Source organism: Enterocloster bolteae (genome assembly GCF_002234575.2).
Classification (GTDB): domain Bacteria; phylum Bacillota; class Clostridia; order Lachnospirales; family Lachnospiraceae; genus Enterocloster; species Enterocloster bolteae.
Genome location: NZ_CP022464.2, coordinates 389,628 through 405,492, shown reverse-complemented (window position 1 = coordinate 405,492; position 15,865 = coordinate 389,628). Strand labels below are relative to the sequence as shown.

Sequence of the window (15,865 nt, the reverse complement as noted above, 5' to 3'; positions counted from 1 at the left end):
CTCCTTCTGCCGGCTACGGGACCCATATCCCCGCCTGATTCACATAATGCTGGTCCACGGCTTTATCCCGCACCATCTGCCCGCTTGACGGATCCAGATAGTACCAGCTGCCCTGCCATTGCAGCCACCCGGCAGCCATGCTGCCGTCCGGATTCAGATAATACCAGTCATTCCCCTGCTGCAGCCACTGCCCTGTCAGTTTTCCCTTCTCCGGGTCCAGGTAATACCAAATGCGGTTGAACTGGAGCCAGCCCGTAACCATGTCCCCATTGGATGTCAGGTAGTATTCCCTGTCGTTCTTCCACTGCCAGCCTGTAAGCATGTATCCGTTTATGTCAAAAAGATACCATTTTCCTCCAATCTCCTGCCAGCAGCCCACCGGATAGCTTCCGTCCTGGTTCCTGTACCACCAGCCGTTTCCGTCCTGGGCCCACCCCGGAGCCTGGGCATTGGGGCCGGTTCCGTCCTTCACGCTGACACCGGCGGTTCCCTTTCCCTGGGACACAGCCCGCTTATCCGCTGCCTGGGCATCCTTTCTGGTGATTTGCTGGTTGTCAGACTCCGTCCATCCGCCTGCTTTCAGGTAATCAGACTCAGACTCGGTCTTTGCCACCGCCCTCACCTTGAAATAGTAATCCCCTTCTTCCGTCATATAGGGAAAGAAATCATAGCTGACCGAATTGGTCCTGGGCACATGGTAGACCATGCTTTCGTCGCAGAACAGCTTTACCTCGTAGGAGGAAGCCCCATCTACCTTAGACCACCTGGCTTTTCCCAAAGGCGTTTCTTCCCAATAAGCCTCCTCCACCTGGTCCAGAGTCCCCTTGACCCCTTTTAATTTGGCAGTAATGGTGAGACTGCGCTTTGCGTCGCTTTTCTTGGATGACACATACTCGGCCCCCCGTATATGCGCGTTGGAGGAACTGATGCTTCCGAAATAGTAATCCTCCTCAGCCGCCAGCTCAATGGATATGCGCGGGATTTCCCCCGCCTTCCAGGATGTCTTTCCGTTGATAAACTCGCAGGACACCACATGATACTTGGTGCTGTCCGCCGTGGCAGACACGCTTCCGCTGCCCCCCATCTCCACGGATGAGGTAACGGCTATGGTCACTGACTTGATGGCTTCGTCTGCAAAAGAAGTCATGGCGCAAGACCACCATATTCCCAGCACAAGACATACTCCTGCTCCTGCCCTGACTGCAAAATATATGAACCTGTTCCTAATCCCCATCATAAACCTCCCCTTATCCTTTATCCCCATTACTGCCATGGCCTGCGTATGGATACAATGGTCCGGTAGGCCGGATCATTGCTCACCTTAATGCCTTCTTTTCTGGAACTGGCGTGTACAATGCGGCCTCCTCCGATATACATGGCCACATGGCCGGAATAGCAGACCAGATCACCCGGCTCCATTTCCTCATATGGTATCTCCCTGCCAAATCCCGCCTGTTCCCCCGACGTCCTGGGAATGCTGACGCCGAAATGCCGGTATACCGACTGGGTATAACCGGAACAGTCTGTTCCGCCGGTAAGGCTTGTACCTCCGTATACATAGGGATTGCCTACAAACTGCAGGGCATAGTCTGCCACATTTCTGCCGAATTCAGTGCCGCCTATGCTTTTCACAGGCCGGCCGCCGGCTGTGCCTGCGCCTCCTGATGCCTGTCCTGCGCTTCCTGGCTCCCGCCCTGCGCTTTCCTGCTCCTGCCTGATGCGCTCTTTCTCCTGCCTGATACGATCTTCCTCCTGCCTTGCCCTGAGGATACGTATTTCTTCTGTTTTCCTTATCACTTCCCCGGCAGCCTGGGCTGCACGGGCCTGGGCCGCCTCCAGTTCAAGGGCAAAACTGCTGCTCTCCTTTTGCCTCGCCGCAATGAATCCTTCCAGTTCCTTTTGCTGGGACTCATTTTCCTCTTCCATGACCTCAAGCTGGGATTGTTTCTCCTCCAGCAGCTCCTTTTTCCCGGCAGCTTCCTGCTTTAGCTTCTCATATCTCTGTATAATTTCCTGGTCGTATTCATAAAGCTGCCTGAAATATTCGGTCTGGCTGACTACATCCCCTATGTTCTTTGCCTTTAAAAGGATATCCAGATATGTGATATCCCCCTCCTCATACAGGAACTGAATCCTCTTTTTAAGGATGTCATACTGTCTCTGCCGTTTTTCCTCGGCCTGACGGTAATCCCTGTCTGCCACCTGAATCTGGGTCTTCAGCTCTTCCATATCGGATTCCAGTATATCCTTAAGGGCCAGCAGCCTTACCAATTCTTCCTCCAGGGCCTGTTCTTTCTGTCTGGACTGCCCCAGCTTCTCTTCCAGCTGCTGCGCCTCAGACTCTGCCCTGGACTTCTCCTCCTCTACCCTGCGCCTCTCCTGTTCAGCCCTCGTGACAGGTGATGCCCGGCCCGGCAAAGGCGCCTGGACCGCCAGCACAAGGACTGCCAAAATCAGTATCGCCTTCCTTTGGCGCCCCCGGTTACCATTGATTCCCATACCGTTCTTATGTATACCTATTTACCCTTCCCAAATTACATATCACTTTTTAACAATGCCAGTATAACACAAATGTAACCAGGAAAAAAGCCTGAAAACAGAAACATCCCGGCACAGGGCTGCGATAACGCTCCCCCGTGCCGGGATACCTATACATAACTTTATCAAAGCACACTAAAACCCAGCTTACAGACTTACGCTGAAAACTCTGCCAGTTTTTTCCATACGCTGCCCGACATATCTGCTATTTCCTTATAAATTTTAAATAATTCCATATACTTTTTATGATTTTCCATATCGGGGTAATAAGTCTTTTTCATGCGAATGCATTTTCCTGCCGCTTCTAACTCATCGGCAAATGCCCCCACACCAACACCAGCCAAAAGCGCGCCGCCAAATGAAGATTCCGCATTTTGAGGCATTTTCACCTCCAAGCCAAATATATCGCTGACAATTTGACACCACAGCGGGCTTTTCGCTCCGCCTCCTATAATCACGATATCTTCCATGTTATCCGTAAACTCCTTAAGTACCTGAAGGCAATCATAAAGGCTGAATGCAACGCCCTCCAACAGCGCTCTGGCAAAATGCCCTTTTTTGTGGACCATGCTCACTCCAAAGAAATCGCCTCTGGCATTTGGATTAAAATAGGGGCAGCGTTCACCCAGTAGATAGGGGTGGAACAAAAGTCCCTGACAGCCTAATTCTACTGATGCGGCCTGCTCATCCATTAAAAGATAAACATCTCTTCCCTCCCTGTCACACTGTTCCTTTTCCGCAGGGTAAAGACTGTCTCTCATCCAGCGGTACGCAGATGCGCAGCTGTTGGTAGCCGTAACGGTGTACCATTTTCCTTCCACAGAATAGGGGTATGTAAATGTCTTATCGTGAGGCACCGCCTGGTCTGTAACCAGATTGACATTGCCGGCAGTTGCCAGCTTAATGATAATCTGACCATTTTTTACAGCACCCGCGCTGAAATCCTCTGCTGCTGTATCGGAACAGCCTGCTATAACCGGCAGCCCTCCTGGCAGGCCTGTCTGTTTAGACACTTCCTCCCGTACCGTTCCTACAATCTCCTTTGTCTTTCGAATCTCCGGAAGAACCTCCACCGGCAATCCCACCATATTGCATAGTTCCTCTGACCAGCATTGTTTCCTGGCATCAAAAAGCAGACTGCCCTGAGCATCTACAATATCCGTACAGAAATCTCCTGTAACCCAGGAACGGATATAATCCTTTGTAAACATGAGACGGCGGATTTTCTTATAATTTTCCGGTTCATTCTCTCTAACCCACTGAAGCTGCGGCAGTGTCCATGTAGGAGTCGGCATCTGCATTCCAATTTTAAAAATCTCTTCCCCATGCTTCTCCTTTAAATAACGGCACTGTTCCCCGCTTCTCTGATCATTCCACATAATACAGTGTCTGATTACCTGTCCGTTTCCATCCAGTAAAACTGCATTATGAGTGGAAGCGGTAACTGCCAGACCCAGCATACCATCAAATCCGTCATTCATCTGCGTCCGGCAGGCAGTAACGGTATTGATAAATGCCTCAATCCAAAGGGCCGGGTCCTGTTCGGACCATCCTGGTTTTTTATGTTCAGATGGATATTCCTGAAAAGCTGATGCCAGGATATTCCCCTCTAAGTCAATCACAGTAGCCTTACATCCTCCGGTACCAAAATCTACACCAAATAATTTTTTCATAGGCTCTCCTCTAATATTTTTTTACAACCAGCGCCCGCTCCAGTGCTTCGAAATTAGCGATTGCTTTATCCCCCAGCCGCAGCGCCACGCCGGTATAGATAGTATCAATAATAGTAAGTTCTGCCATACGGGAAGAAATAGCATAGGTACGATATCTAGTCTCCTGAGAATATGTATTCAGGCAAATATCCGCCAGCTTTGAAACAGGCGAACTGCCCTCATTGGTCAGTGAAATCACAGTAGCCCCCTGCTCCTTAGCCTGATGGGCAGCTTCCACTACATTTCTGGAACTGCCGGAATAGGAAATCGCCAGCAGCACATCCTGGTCTGTCATCGAGGACACTGCGATCATCTGCATATGATCATCTGTATAGGCGTGGGCATTCAAATCCAACCGCAAAAACTTATGCTGGGCATCCGCAGCAATAGATGCAGAGTTTCCGTTACCTATAATAATGATGCGTCTGGCCCGGCACAATGCATCTATACTGGCTGCAACTGCCTTAACATTGATGGATTTCTGTGTCATGGACAAGGTTTCTATAGCACTGGAAAATATCTTTTCTATGATAACCTCTGCCGGCGAATCAGCTTCAAGGTTCTCATGTATTTTCTCCTGAGGAGTTGTGAGTTCTCTGGCCACCCCCACTTTTAATGCCTGAAATCCCCTGTATCCCAGTTTCCCACAGACTCTGGTAACAGTAGCCTCACTGCTTCCTGCTCTCTCTGCCAGATCCGTTATAGATGAATAGATTAGCTGTTCCTGATGTGCAGCCATATATTCCGCTGTTTCCAGCTCCTTTTTAGATAAAGATCCACGTTTTTCTTCTACACGGTCATATAAAGTACCATTGCTTATATTTTCTCCCATATCATTTGCCCCCTTTTTATTTCGAAACTTGTGATTAAAATTCATTTTATACGTAAACCATAAGTGTGTCTAGGGCAAATAAGCACTAAATCTCTTTTGTCTTACAGCACGTCCTCCACAGCCCCCCTGGAACCCGGCTTTGTCAGCATGCTCAGCGCTTTCTCCACATAACGGCGCCGTGAAACCTTCTCGTCCGTTTGGCTTAAGGATGGGTTTCCCACCGGACAGGTAATGGCAAATCCACGAAGAATCCGTGAGCTTCCCACAGACTTTGCAATATCCACAACCGCACATATTTGAGTGACTGGAATTCCCACACGCTCGATTTCCTTCACAATCGTTGCTCCGCAGCGAGTGCTGGTACCTCATGTAGAGGTAAGAATGGCGGCAGTAATTCCCTTATCCAACAGTCCTTTGGCAATCTGCTCCCCTTTTACTTTTGCGGCTGCTACAGAAGCACAGTTACCGCAGGTAACATAGACCTGGGGGTCCAGATATCCCAGCTTTTTTTCTTCTATTATCTCCCGCAGCACATCCACAGGTAACAAGCGGTAAGGATTTTCCATTACCCAAGTCCCATCATAACCACTATGGATTACAAAGTATTTATCAGACATCAGGCTATCCCAGTTATAACACCCCACAGTAGTGCTTCCATTTGGTTTCAGCTTATCAGGGTTGCTCTCCGGAATCAAACCGCCGTCAGTCACCAACGCTAAACGGGCTGTTTTTAAATCCTGTACTGGAGGCGCCGGATCCACCACATCAAAGGCAGGCGGCAGAAGCTCACTCTTAAAGGCTTCCCCTCTCATCTTTTTCATAAGCATTTCAATTGAACGTTCCGCCGCATTTAGGGGCTGCTCCTCATTCAGAATGATATCCCGGATAATGTAGCCTTCCTCCTGTGCACCTGCAATGTGTTCTCCTTTTAGCAGACGCAGCCCTATACTGCACATGACAGGAGCCGCCTTTCTCAGGGTGGAGGAAAGAATCTCTGTTTTTACAATATATGTATCTTTACGGAATAAATCAGCTGCTGGATTTTCCGGATACATCCCCGTCACTGTGGGTATCCCCAATTCCCTTCCCACCGCTGCTGCCATATTACCGCAGCTGATCCCATAACGTCCGGCATTATAGGCAGGTCCGGCGATAAAAAGATCCGGCTTCATAGAGCGAACCAGTTCTACCCCCTCAACCACAGCACGCTCAATATTCTCGGCGAAATAATTATCACCGCAGATAATGGTTCCCACTACTTCACAGTCATTTTTCATCAAATTTTGGAAAAGAACCGCCGGGCCTACTGGTTTATCCTCTACACTGAATCCCACGTGAGCCATGTCTTCGCCGCCAATCTGGCCAAAAAACTGATTGACATAGCAGACAACTCTCCATTTTTTTGTCTCCATGCTTCTCCTCCTTAATAATCTACTGCCATTCCATGTGAATAACCAATCTGGCTCATAAGTCCCACCTGTTTCATATAGGTGGAACGCACCTGCCCTTTTGCGGGATCTCCCGTAGCTATTTTATGACCTCCGATTACACCGTCGTCTCCACTGAGATAAAGGGCATCCTGAGGCCCGCCCAACAGAGTTTCCACCGGCGGAAGAGTAAAGTTATGGTAATAAGTACCTGAGCAGACAATGGAATCCACATTTTTTTCACTAATCATACACTCTATCCCCAAATTGCTCTTTCCATTGAGTATTTGTATGACCGGAACCGCCTTTATTCCCAGCTTTTCGGCTTCACTGGCAATAGCTCCAACGCAGAGCGTGGATGCTCCCCCCACCCCTTTTGTTACAATTACACCGTCGGCATGAAATACCTCCTTCAACAGATTGGCAGCCATCTTTGACACCAGATAGCGGTGTTTGGCTTCCACGGATGTCACCGTAATCAGAACGCCCGCGAAATTCAAATCCTTACCATGGCGGCGCATAAGATTTACAATAATCGGATGGTTTTGAATCTCATATGTGGTAATACACCGGAATCCTCCGCACAGGGAAATAGCTCCATCCAATATCTCTGTGGGCTGCATGACTAATGGAAGACTGTCCGGAACCGCATTTCCATATACCATGGGTTCCCGGTAGTTCTGCGTGTCATACTGCTTGGAGTAAATCTGGTAGGAATAAGCCACACTTGGCAGGTCCGGATACTGGGTCTCATTGTCAAATGTCTCCGATGTATTGGCCTTGCATCCCAGCGTAACCTTTGCCAGCAATACACTGGTCTTATACCCTATCCGGCGCAAAGCTTCCCTGTAGTCTCTAAAATCAGCATTTTCCGGTGCCATAGGCTCAATCACAAGTTCCGGCATCTTTGCATAGGGATTCATCGCTGCACATTCACCGCTCATATCGAAGGACCCCCATTTTCTGGACCAATATGTATCATTTTGGCAAAGGACAATTCCTGCCCCTTCCACTGCCCTGGTAACACCGGTTCCTGCAATCTCATACTCTTCGGTGAGAACACCGGGCCAGTCAATATTTCCTGAAACCTTACAGCGGGGCTGTACCACGTCTACCACATTTATAATACGGGTAGAATCACCCGGGTAAGAAATATCGATCTTCAGGGTTTCAAAGCAAGGTTCTGACGCCGCAAAAGCCAGAATATCCTCTTTATTTACATATAGAATACCATCCCGGAAACAGGTTTCTTCTCCGAACTGCAAATCCTGAATCCGAATGGTCTCAACTGTTAATTTCATTAAATAACCTCCTTAAAATCATGTGCCCATTAACAGATGTGGGACAAAGGTAACTAGCGGCGGCCAGATTAACATCAGCACCATAACCGCGAGAATAATCAGTACTACCGGAACCGTATAGCGTATGGCCTCCTTAAACGGAGCCTCTGCAATGCTCATTGACAAGAATAAGTATAAGCCTACCGGAGGCGTCAATGCTCCGACTACGGTAGCGATTGAAAAGAGCACACCGAACATCAGCGGATCTACACCAAGGCTCATCACCAACGGATATACGATTGGAAGTATTACAGCTGTGGCAGCCAGAGTTTCCATAAAACATCCTATTACCAGCATAATTCCAATAATAATCAGAACCACCACAGTGGGATTCGTGGAAACGGAAAGCATAAAGGTCTTAATGGTATCGGCCAGATTCTCCCTGGCAAATATATAAGAGTAGATATTAGAGATTCCCATAATCATCATAAGCATAGCCGATGATGATGTAGCTCTCTTAAATATTCCCAGCAAATCCTTAAGCTTTAAGGTACGGTAGATAAACAAGCCGCAAATCAGAGCGTAAAGGCAGGCGATAATGCCTGACTCCGTGGCGGTAAATATGCCTGACACAACACCGGCAATAATAATGATTGGGGTTATGAGCGCAAAAAACGCATCCTTAAATGACTTCCATACAACGTGCAAATCCAGTGTACTGGTCCCTGCGTCTACGTTATATTTCCTGGCATACCAATAACACATACCCATAAGCGCAAAACCAATCAAAAGGCCTGGAATGATTCCGCCCATAAACAGCTTTCCCACAGAAAATCCGGTAAGTGACGCATAGACAATCATGTTGGTGCTGGGCGGGATAATAGGAGCAAGGGCACCGGAACCGGCTATCATGGAAGCAATAAATGCACGGTCATACCCGGCCTTTTTTAGTTCCGGTACTGTAAGTGTGCTGACTGCGCTCATAGTGGCGGCTCCCGATCCTGATATTCCGGCAAAAATCATATTAGCCATAACCGACACCATGCCAAGACCGCCCCTAAGCTGCGAGATACAGGCCCGGCAAAAGTCCAGTATACGTTTGGAAAGCTTTGCGGCTCCCAGAATTTCACCCGCCAGAATAAATAAAGGACCTGCCATCAGAGAGAACGAATTCATACCGCGGATTGCCTGCTGAACGGCCATAAAGGACGGCACATCGCTGCCCATAACAATTGCCAGGAGTCCTGACAGACCAATGGCAAAGCTGACCGGAACGCCCAGTACCAGAAAAATCAAAAGCGTAATAATAGCTATTGTAATCATCTATTTTTCCCCCTTTGCATATTGTCGGGCCAATTTCGGTATGGCACTGGCATAAGCGCAGAGCATCATGATAATACCGGCCGGCGCCGCCGCATAAATGTAAGAATAGGGAATTCTGATAGCCGCCCCCAGGGAATTGCCACTTTTTTGTACCAGGGTAATGGCTCCCGGAAAAAATGCAATCAAAAATACCACGCATATGAGCCTGGAAACCACAAACAGTCCGGCCCGGATTTTATTATCCTTCAAAAATCCTATGAGAATATCCACAGATACGTGTGCGTCCGCCCTGACAGTCAATGCGGACCCGATAAAGGTAAGATAAATTCCGCAGAACCGCATGGCCTCTTCTGTCCATGGAGGCGCAGAACTCAGAACAAAACGGCCAAAGACCTGTATTGTACCAAAAATGAGAATCATTATAAACATCAGTGCGCAAAACCAGGTCTGAATTGTTTCAATAGCCTGGTCCAGTTTAAGCAATGTCTTCATAATTCACAGAACTCCTTTCTAAGAAAAATGCGCATACATGTCCTAACCCATGTACACGCATCATTGCTTTCCTAAATTAATTATTCAATGCCAGCATGCGGTCGATGAGGTCGCCCAGGTTGTAATTATTTATATATTCATCATAGATGGACTGGCATGCATCCTTCATTCGGCTGCGCTCTTCCTGAGAAATCTCGTTGATTTCAACGCCAGCATCTGCCATAACTTTCTCAGCTGCATCATCTGAAGCCTGACGGCTGGACAACTGTTTTTCCTGGCTTTCCAGAGCACATTCTGATATTATGCCCTGTAAATCCTCCGGTATGGAATTCCACTTGTCTTCATTGATAAATACACAGTAGATTGCGCCTAAATGACCGATTTTAGAGAGATATTTCCCCTGCTCCTGAAGGTTCTGATTCACCAAGCCCGTTACATCTGCTTCCACCGCATCAGCCACTCCCTGCTGAAGAAGGGTGTATGCCTCACTCCAGGCGGATGTAACCGTGCTGGCGCCAAGTGCATTCCAAAGGTTGACATACAGAGGCGTCTCTGCTGTTCTCATTTTAAGCCCCTTTATATCCTCCAGACATGTAATAGGTTTATTTTTTAAAAGAGGCTGCCTGATACCGTTGGAATAGGTCATGAGAAGGCGGGTTCCGGATCCCTCCAGCATTTTAGGTACTTCCTCCGGAATAATAGTGCGGATTAGTTCTGCCTGGGTTGCCAAATCCTTTGTAAGGAACGGCATATTAAATACAGCCAATTCAGGTATATTGAGAGCAGCCGCCCAGTCAGCAGTATCGCAGCATGTCATATCCAGGGTTCCCATCGTAACCTGCTCCATCATTTCACGGGCAGACCCTAATTGGCTGGAGGGATAAATATTGACTGCTACCCGGCCGCCGGACTTTTCTTCCACCAGAGCCTTAAACTCTTCCGGAGCAATGGCCAATGCATGACCGGGATTCTGGATATGCCCAAATTCCAGGGTTATTTCTGCATTTCCTGAGGCAGCCACCTCCGCCACACTTTCCGTTCCTTCGTTCTTTGAAGGAGCTTCACTTACTGCGTTTCCTGAACTGCTTTTGCTGCCACAGCCTGCCAGTAAGCATACGAACATCAATGACGACATAACACGAATCAATCTTTTTTTCATAGTTGCACCCTTCCTTATACATTTAATATTGAAATACACCCTGTCTTTTTTACATACCCCTATATTTCTTACCCAGCTCATCCGCCATCAAAATAGCGTCATATACTATTTTCTCTGTTATGAAAACTGGTTCCTGATGAACCAGAGGTCCATCTGCTGTCTTTTTTGCAATCGCTGTGATATTTTCCTCTATTGGTTCCACATCCAGCTGTTCTAACGTGACGGGCAGGCCGATATCCACCATAAAACGCATTACCTTATCCACAGTCTCTGCAGGTGTGTTTTCCATTACCATCTGGCATACGATGCCAAAGGCCACTTTCTCTCCATGAAGATATTTGTGAGTGGAAGGTATCATGGTCAAACCAGAATGGATGCCATGGGCTGTAGCCAATCCTGTATTCAGAAAACCGAGGCCGCTTAATAGGGTATTCGCCTCAATCACATTCTCCAAGGACTCCGTAATGACTCCCCGTTCTAATGCCGTCAAGGCACTGCGTCCGTCAGAAAAAAGAATATCCCAGCTGGATTTAGCAATAGCCATACCAGCTTTGCAGCGGCGCCGGCCGCCTGCAATATAGTTAGGAGAATCAGAACCTTGGCAGGCTAAGGCTTCCGGATAAGTAGCCAGAGCATCCCCCATACCGGCTACAAACAAACGCTTCGGTGCTTTAACGATAATCTCGCTGTCCACCAGCACTAAATGAGCATTGTGTTTCATCTTTCTTGAACCTATATATTCCCCATCCGCTGTATAGAGCACAGCAATCTCACTGACCGGAGCATCTGTAGAGGCAGATGTGGGAACAATGATAACAGGCAGGTCCACGCTATCGGCACAAAGCTTGGCGGTATCCAGCGTTTTACCTCCGCCTACACCTACAATAAGAGCTGCGCCATTACTTCTGGCAATTTCACAAATCCTTTGCACCTCATCGTCGCAGCATTCTCCTTTAAAACAGATAGAAAAAAACTCCCCCTCACTTTCTCCATATGTATTTTCCAATTTTTGGTTTAACTCTGCATACAAAAAACTATCAATAATCACACATGCCTTTCCATAAGGTTTTGAATACTCCGGCAGGTGATTAAATTCTCCTGGTCCCTGAACGTACTTAAAAGGACTGCCAAAGGCTCTCGTTGTTGAATTAACCATGCTTCTTGAACACACTCCCCAAGCGTGTTCGTCCTCCTTTCAAAATAAAACAACCGCTAAGTTCCAGCAAATCACGACGTCGTTCTTTATCTGGACTCAGTATAATCTATATGAAAATAATTTTCAAGTTTTTTCTGTCCATTATTATATTTTCTACATTATATCTAATTTTTTTGTGTTTTATTGTGTATTATTCCTATTTTATCGCAAATTAATTTAAATCCCCCACGCCTTTTATTAAAATAATTTTCAGAAATGGCTATATATTGCGTAATAACCAAAAAATAAAAGCCTGAAAACAGAAACATCCCGGCACAGGGCTGCGATAACGCTTCCCCGTGCCGGGATACCACTGAAAATTCCATATATAACGGTTAGCCTTCCATCTGCCGTCCCAGAAACCCGGCAGCCGTGGATGCCAGCTTCATCTCGGCGTCCCCGAACTTGGCCCTTGGCTCACGGCTCATGAGAGCCACGGCGCCAATGGCGTCGCCTTCGCAGATAATAGGCGCCACCACCTGGGCGCTGATTCCCTCCAGCTCCTCGTCCACTAACTGGATAAATGCCTTGTCTTCCCTGGCAGCGATGACAGTGCTGCGCTCATTGATTGCCTGTTCCAGCTGACGGCTGATATTTCTCTGGAGCAGGTCCTTTTTGGCCCCTCCTGCCACAGCTATGACCTGGTCCCTGTCCGTGATGCATACGAAAAGGCCGGTGGACTGTGCCATGGCCTCTGCATACTGCACGGCAAATGAGGTGAGCTCCATCATAGGCGAGTATTTTTTAAGGATGATTTCTCCTTCCCTGTCTGTGAATATCTCTAACGGCGTACCTTCCCTGAGCCTCAGGGTCCTCCGAATTTCCTTTGGAATGACCACACGGCCCAGATCATCAATTCTTCTGACTATTCCTGTAGCTTTCATAAACAAAATTCCTCCATTTTACTTTCTGTCATTTATCTTCTTTGTTGCCCGTAAATGTAGTATCTGTCAAACAGAGGAATTTATACTTAAAGTAACCTTCAAAGTAATTATGAGGTTTTAAGGGCAGGAACTTCTTTTATTTTTTTGTGGTCGCCCCGGTCAGTGACCACCTCGTACCCTATGGACGCCATTCTGCGTTTTAATTCTTTAATATTGGCCGCGGCCTCCATGCCTGTGCTGATTTTATTGTCGTAAAGCATGTACTTTTTTCTCACTTCCATGGGCGACAGATTTGGCATTACCACATTGGCCCCTGCCATCACGCCCTGTTCCCTTCCATCCGGCTCTATGGTCCCCAGAGCCGTGGTGGCAGGCAGAAGCACATCCGGCAGCATGAGCCGTACAATGGCCAGCAGCAGAAGGGTCTGGCGCAGGGTGCCGGCAGGCCTGTCCTTAAAGGGGGTATCGTGATGAGGGATAAATGGGCCGATTCCCACCATCTCCGGCTGAAGGCCGTGCATAAATTCCAGGTCCTCCGCTATATGGGCCGTGGTCTGATACGGTGAGCCTGCCATGATTCCGCAGCCTGTCTGGTAGCCAATGGCCTTCAGGTTATGCAGACATTCCTTCCTGTACTCAGAAGACATCTGAGGCGGATGGAGACTGGCATAATGGCACGGATTGGCTGTTTCGTGGCGAAGCAGATAGCGGTCTGCACCCGCATCAAACCAGCGCTTATAGGTATCGTACCCTCTTTCACCCACAGAAAGTGTGACCGCACAATCCGGGTACTGCTTTTTCATGCGCTCCACCAGATAGGCAATCTTCTCATCCGTAAACCACGGATCCTCGCCGCCCTGAAGCACAAAGGTCCGAAATCCCAGCCCATAGCCAATGCTGCAGCACTCCATAATCTGCTCCGGTGACAGCCTGTATCGGGAAGCCTTTTGGTTGCTTCTCCTGATACCGCAATAGTAGCAGTCGTTTTTACAATAATTGCTAAACTCCATAAGCCCCCGGACATATATCTTGTTTCCGTAATTAGCAAGGGCTGCCTCCCTGGCCTTTTCGTACAGATATGAGTCCTCCTCCCCTATGTTATCCAGCAGGAAACTAAATTCCTCCCTGGAAAGCACATGAGACTTGGCCAGTTTATCCACCAGCGTAATCACCCGCTCCATCATGCACCTCTTTCCATTCTTTCTTTCAGTCCCAAAGGCAGGACACAGGTATACGTCCTGTTCCTTAAGGTTAACGGATACAGCCTGACCTCCACCCCAAACGCCTCATTGAGATGTTCCTCGCTCAGTATCTCATCCGTTGGTCCGAACAGGGTGGTCCCATGGGCGGTGAGCAGCAGGGCTTTCTGGGAAATGGACAAAGCGTGTTCCGGATAATGGGTGTTCACAACAGCGGATATATGCTTTTCCCTGCACAGGCGTTCAATGGCCTCCAGCACAATAAGCTGGTTCCTGAAGTCCAGGTTGGATTCCGGCTCATCCAACACCAGAATGGACGGATTTGCAGCCAGCGCCCTGGCAATAAGCACCATCTGCAGTTCTCCGCCGCTGATGTGGCTGCAAAGCTTACCCTTAAGATATCCTATTCCAATCTCTTCCATACAGGCCTCTGCTATTTCCCAGTCCCTCTTTTTAGGCTGTCTGAAGGTGCCCAGATGGGCATTTCTTCCTAAAATCACCATCTCCTGCGTGCTGTAGGCAAAGGCCGACGCCTTTGCCTGGGGTACGTACCCAATCTTCTGCCACAGCTGGTTATACGGGATGTCTTTTATGTTGACGCCGTCCACAAAGGTGCCTCCTGTGTTCCACTCCAGAAGTCCCAGCATACATTTAAGCAAAGTGGTCTTTCCTGCGCCGTTGGCTCCCAGGACAGACAGCACCTGGGGTTCATCCAGGGAGAAGTTTACATTTTTTAATATACATTCATGGGAGGAATAGCCGAATCCTCCGTCCCTTACCTCAAATATCATAAACGGATACCTCCTGTCTTTCTGAGGAGCAGTATGAAACAGGGCGCTCCTATAAGAGATGTCAATATGGATACAGGTATTTCCGTGGCCATGACCGACCTGGCCGCGGTATCAATTATGAGCATAAACAGGGCTCCCGATGCCATACTGGCGGGAACCACTGATCGGTTGTCATTTCCGAATATCATGCGCACCATGTGGGGAATGAGAAGTCCTATCCAGCCAATCTGTCCGCACATGGAGACAACAGCCGCGGTCACCATGGCTGCCCCCAGAATCACCAGGCTGCGGATTCTCTTTACCGGAATGCCCAGAGACTTTGCCTCGTCCTCAGGAAGCGACATGGTATTAAGCTTCCATCTCAAAAGGAACAAAAGCAGGCTTCCTGCAAGGATAAAAGGCGCCCCCATAATAAGAGTGGTCCTGGTGGTGGATGCCATGCTTCCCATAAGCCAGTATGTAATGGAAGGAAGTACGTCCTGGGGATCCGCCGCATACTTCACCAGAGATACCAGGGCGGAAAACAGGGAGCTGACCACCATGCCTGCCAGTATAACCATCAGCGGAGGAATGGTGCCCCTTACCTGGGCCACGCTCCAGGCCATGAGCACGGCCGCAACTCCTGTAATCATGGCAAGGGTCTGTATGCCGAAGGCCGGAAGACCTAACAGAATGCCAAGGACAGCCCCAAAGGAGGCTCCATTGGCAGCTCCCAGTGTATCCGGGGTAGCCAGGGGATTGGCAAATAATCCCTGAAATGCCGCCCCGGCCGCCGCCAGCCCTGCCCCGGACAAAAGGGCCAGCACCACCCTGGGAAAACGGATATTGGATATGACCGTCCTCACCTGTCCCGAAACCTGGACATCCGGGAAGGAACCAGGTATCAGCACAGCCGCCAGCTCCTTGGGAGCAATGGTAAACCGGCCGATTGCCATGGCCGCGGCCGCGGCTGCAAAAATTACTGCCAGGGAACCCAGGGTCCAGTACCGGTTCCAGCTTCGTTTACTTCCATTCATACGTTTATTCCACCCTC

14 protein-coding genes are annotated in these 15,865 nt (G+C 48.7%); all 14 read right to left on the bottom strand.

The window, feature by feature from the left end; translation table 11 throughout:
• Positions 1–13 precede the first annotated feature (13 nt).
• The 14 genes from CGC65_RS01980 to CGC65_RS01910 all read right to left on the bottom strand — a co-directional run bounded on the left by CGC65_RS01980 (position 14) and on the right by CGC65_RS01910 (position 15,848).
• Entirely contained in the window at positions 14–1,234 is a 1,221-nt protein-coding gene (locus CGC65_RS01980) for an N-acetylmuramoyl-L-alanine amidase family protein (protein WP_002566294.1), read from the bottom strand.
• Between the two features lie 29 nt (positions 1,235–1,263).
• Positions 1,264–2,499, bottom strand: coding sequence for a C40 family peptidase (locus tag CGC65_RS01975; protein ID WP_002566295.1), 1,236 nt, complete (start codon positions 2,497–2,499; stop codon positions 1,264–1,266).
• Between the two features lie 194 nt (positions 2,500–2,693).
• Positions 2,694–4,211 (bottom strand): xylulokinase, encoded by a 1,518-nt coding sequence (gene xylB, locus CGC65_RS01970; protein WP_002566296.1) that lies wholly within the window; start codon positions 4,209–4,211, stop codon positions 2,694–2,696.
• A 10-nt stretch (positions 4,212–4,221) separates the two neighbouring features.
• Positions 4,222–5,082, bottom strand: a complete 861-nt coding sequence (locus CGC65_RS01965) for a MurR/RpiR family transcriptional regulator (RefSeq protein WP_002566297.1) — start codon at positions 5,080–5,082, stop codon at positions 4,222–4,224.
• Between the two features lie 101 nt (positions 5,083–5,183).
• Entirely contained in the window at positions 5,184–6,494 is a 1,311-nt protein-coding gene (locus tag CGC65_RS01955) for a glycine/betaine/sarcosine/D-proline family reductase selenoprotein B (protein WP_227179513.1), read from the bottom strand.
• 11 nt (positions 6,495–6,505) lie between these two features.
• Positions 6,506–7,810: a glycine/sarcosine/betaine reductase component B subunit gene (locus CGC65_RS01950; protein ID WP_002566300.1), complete on the bottom strand. Its 1,305-nt coding sequence runs from the start codon at positions 7,808–7,810 to the stop codon at positions 6,506–6,508.
• Between the two features lie 18 nt (positions 7,811–7,828).
• On the bottom strand, positions 7,829–9,112 hold the full coding sequence (locus CGC65_RS01945) for a TRAP transporter large permease (protein ID WP_002566301.1): 1,284 nt from the start codon (positions 9,110–9,112) through the stop codon (positions 7,829–7,831).
• The gene (locus tag CGC65_RS01940; RefSeq protein ID WP_002566302.1) at positions 9,113–9,604 is read right to left on the bottom strand and encodes a TRAP transporter small permease; all 492 of its coding nucleotides are present in this window, start codon (positions 9,602–9,604) and stop codon (positions 9,113–9,115) included. It abuts the gene before it with no gap.
• A gap of 76 nt (positions 9,605–9,680) precedes the next feature.
• Positions 9,681–10,763, bottom strand: coding sequence for a TRAP transporter substrate-binding protein (locus CGC65_RS01935; protein ID WP_002566303.1), 1,083 nt, complete (start codon positions 10,761–10,763; stop codon positions 9,681–9,683).
• 49 nt (positions 10,764–10,812) lie between these two features.
• Positions 10,813–11,919, bottom strand: a complete 1,107-nt coding sequence (locus CGC65_RS01930; RefSeq protein ID WP_002566304.1) for a glycerol dehydrogenase — start codon at positions 11,917–11,919, stop codon at positions 10,813–10,815.
• A 374-nt stretch (positions 11,920–12,293) separates the two neighbouring features.
• A complete protein-coding gene (gene spoVT / locus CGC65_RS01925; protein ID WP_002566305.1) occupies positions 12,294–12,842 on the bottom strand; it encodes a stage V sporulation protein T in 549 nt (182 codons plus the stop codon).
• Between the two features lie 107 nt (positions 12,843–12,949).
• Positions 12,950–14,023, bottom strand: coding sequence for a [FeFe] hydrogenase H-cluster radical SAM maturase HydE (gene hydE, locus CGC65_RS01920; RefSeq protein WP_002566306.1), 1,074 nt, complete (start codon positions 14,021–14,023; stop codon positions 12,950–12,952).
• The gene (locus CGC65_RS01915; RefSeq protein ID WP_002566307.1) at positions 14,023–14,832 is read right to left on the bottom strand and encodes an ABC transporter ATP-binding protein; all 810 of its coding nucleotides are present in this window, start codon (positions 14,830–14,832) and stop codon (positions 14,023–14,025) included. Before CGC65_RS01915 ends, hydE begins: the two co-directional genes overlap by 1 nt.
• Positions 14,829–15,848 carry a FecCD family ABC transporter permease gene (locus tag CGC65_RS01910; RefSeq protein WP_002566308.1) on the bottom strand — a complete coding sequence of 340 codons (1,020 nt, stop codon included), beginning with the start codon at positions 15,846–15,848 and terminating at the stop codon, positions 14,829–14,831. Before CGC65_RS01910 ends, CGC65_RS01915 begins: the two co-directional genes overlap by 4 nt.
• Positions 15,849–15,865: the final 17 nt, after the last annotated feature.

What these genes read in the sequence shown, in the direction of transcription:
- CGC65_RS01980 (WP_002566294.1), bottom strand. Translation starts at nt 1,234, where the DNA reads ATGGGGATTAGGAACAGGTTCATATATTTTGCAGTCAGGGCAGGAGCA.
- CGC65_RS01975 (WP_002566295.1), bottom strand. Translation starts at nt 2,499, where the DNA reads ATGGGAATCAATGGTAACCGGGGGCGCCAAAGGAAGGCGATACTGATT.
- xylB (WP_002566296.1), bottom strand. Translation starts at nt 4,211, where the DNA reads ATGAAAAAATTATTTGGTGTAGATTTTGGTACCGGAGGATGTAAGGCT.
- CGC65_RS01965 (WP_002566297.1), bottom strand. Translation starts at nt 5,082, where the DNA reads ATGGGAGAAAATATAAGCAATGGTACTTTATATGACCGTGTAGAAGAA.
- CGC65_RS01950 (WP_002566300.1), bottom strand. Translation starts at nt 7,810, where the DNA reads ATGAAATTAACAGTTGAGACCATTCGGATTCAGGATTTGCAGTTCGGA.
- CGC65_RS01945 (WP_002566301.1), bottom strand. Translation starts at nt 9,112, where the DNA reads ATGATTACAATAGCTATTATTACGCTTTTGATTTTTCTGGTACTGGGC.
- CGC65_RS01940 (WP_002566302.1), bottom strand. Translation starts at nt 9,604, where the DNA reads ATGAAGACATTGCTTAAACTGGACCAGGCTATTGAAACAATTCAGACC.
- CGC65_RS01935 (WP_002566303.1), bottom strand. Translation starts at nt 10,763, where the DNA reads ATGAAAAAAAGATTGATTCGTGTTATGTCGTCATTGATGTTCGTATGC.
- CGC65_RS01930 (WP_002566304.1), bottom strand. Translation starts at nt 11,919, where the DNA reads ATGGTTAATTCAACAACGAGAGCCTTTGGCAGTCCTTTTAAGTACGTT.
- spoVT (WP_002566305.1), bottom strand. Translation starts at nt 12,842, where the DNA reads ATGAAAGCTACAGGAATAGTCAGAAGAATTGATGATCTGGGCCGTGTG.
- hydE (WP_002566306.1), bottom strand. Translation starts at nt 14,023, where the DNA reads ATGGAGCGGGTGATTACGCTGGTGGATAAACTGGCCAAGTCTCATGTG.
- CGC65_RS01915 (WP_002566307.1), bottom strand. Translation starts at nt 14,832, where the DNA reads ATGATATTTGAGGTAAGGGACGGAGGATTCGGCTATTCCTCCCATGAA.
- CGC65_RS01910 (WP_002566308.1), bottom strand. Translation starts at nt 15,848, where the DNA reads ATGAATGGAAGTAAACGAAGCTGGAACCGGTACTGGACCCTGGGTTCC.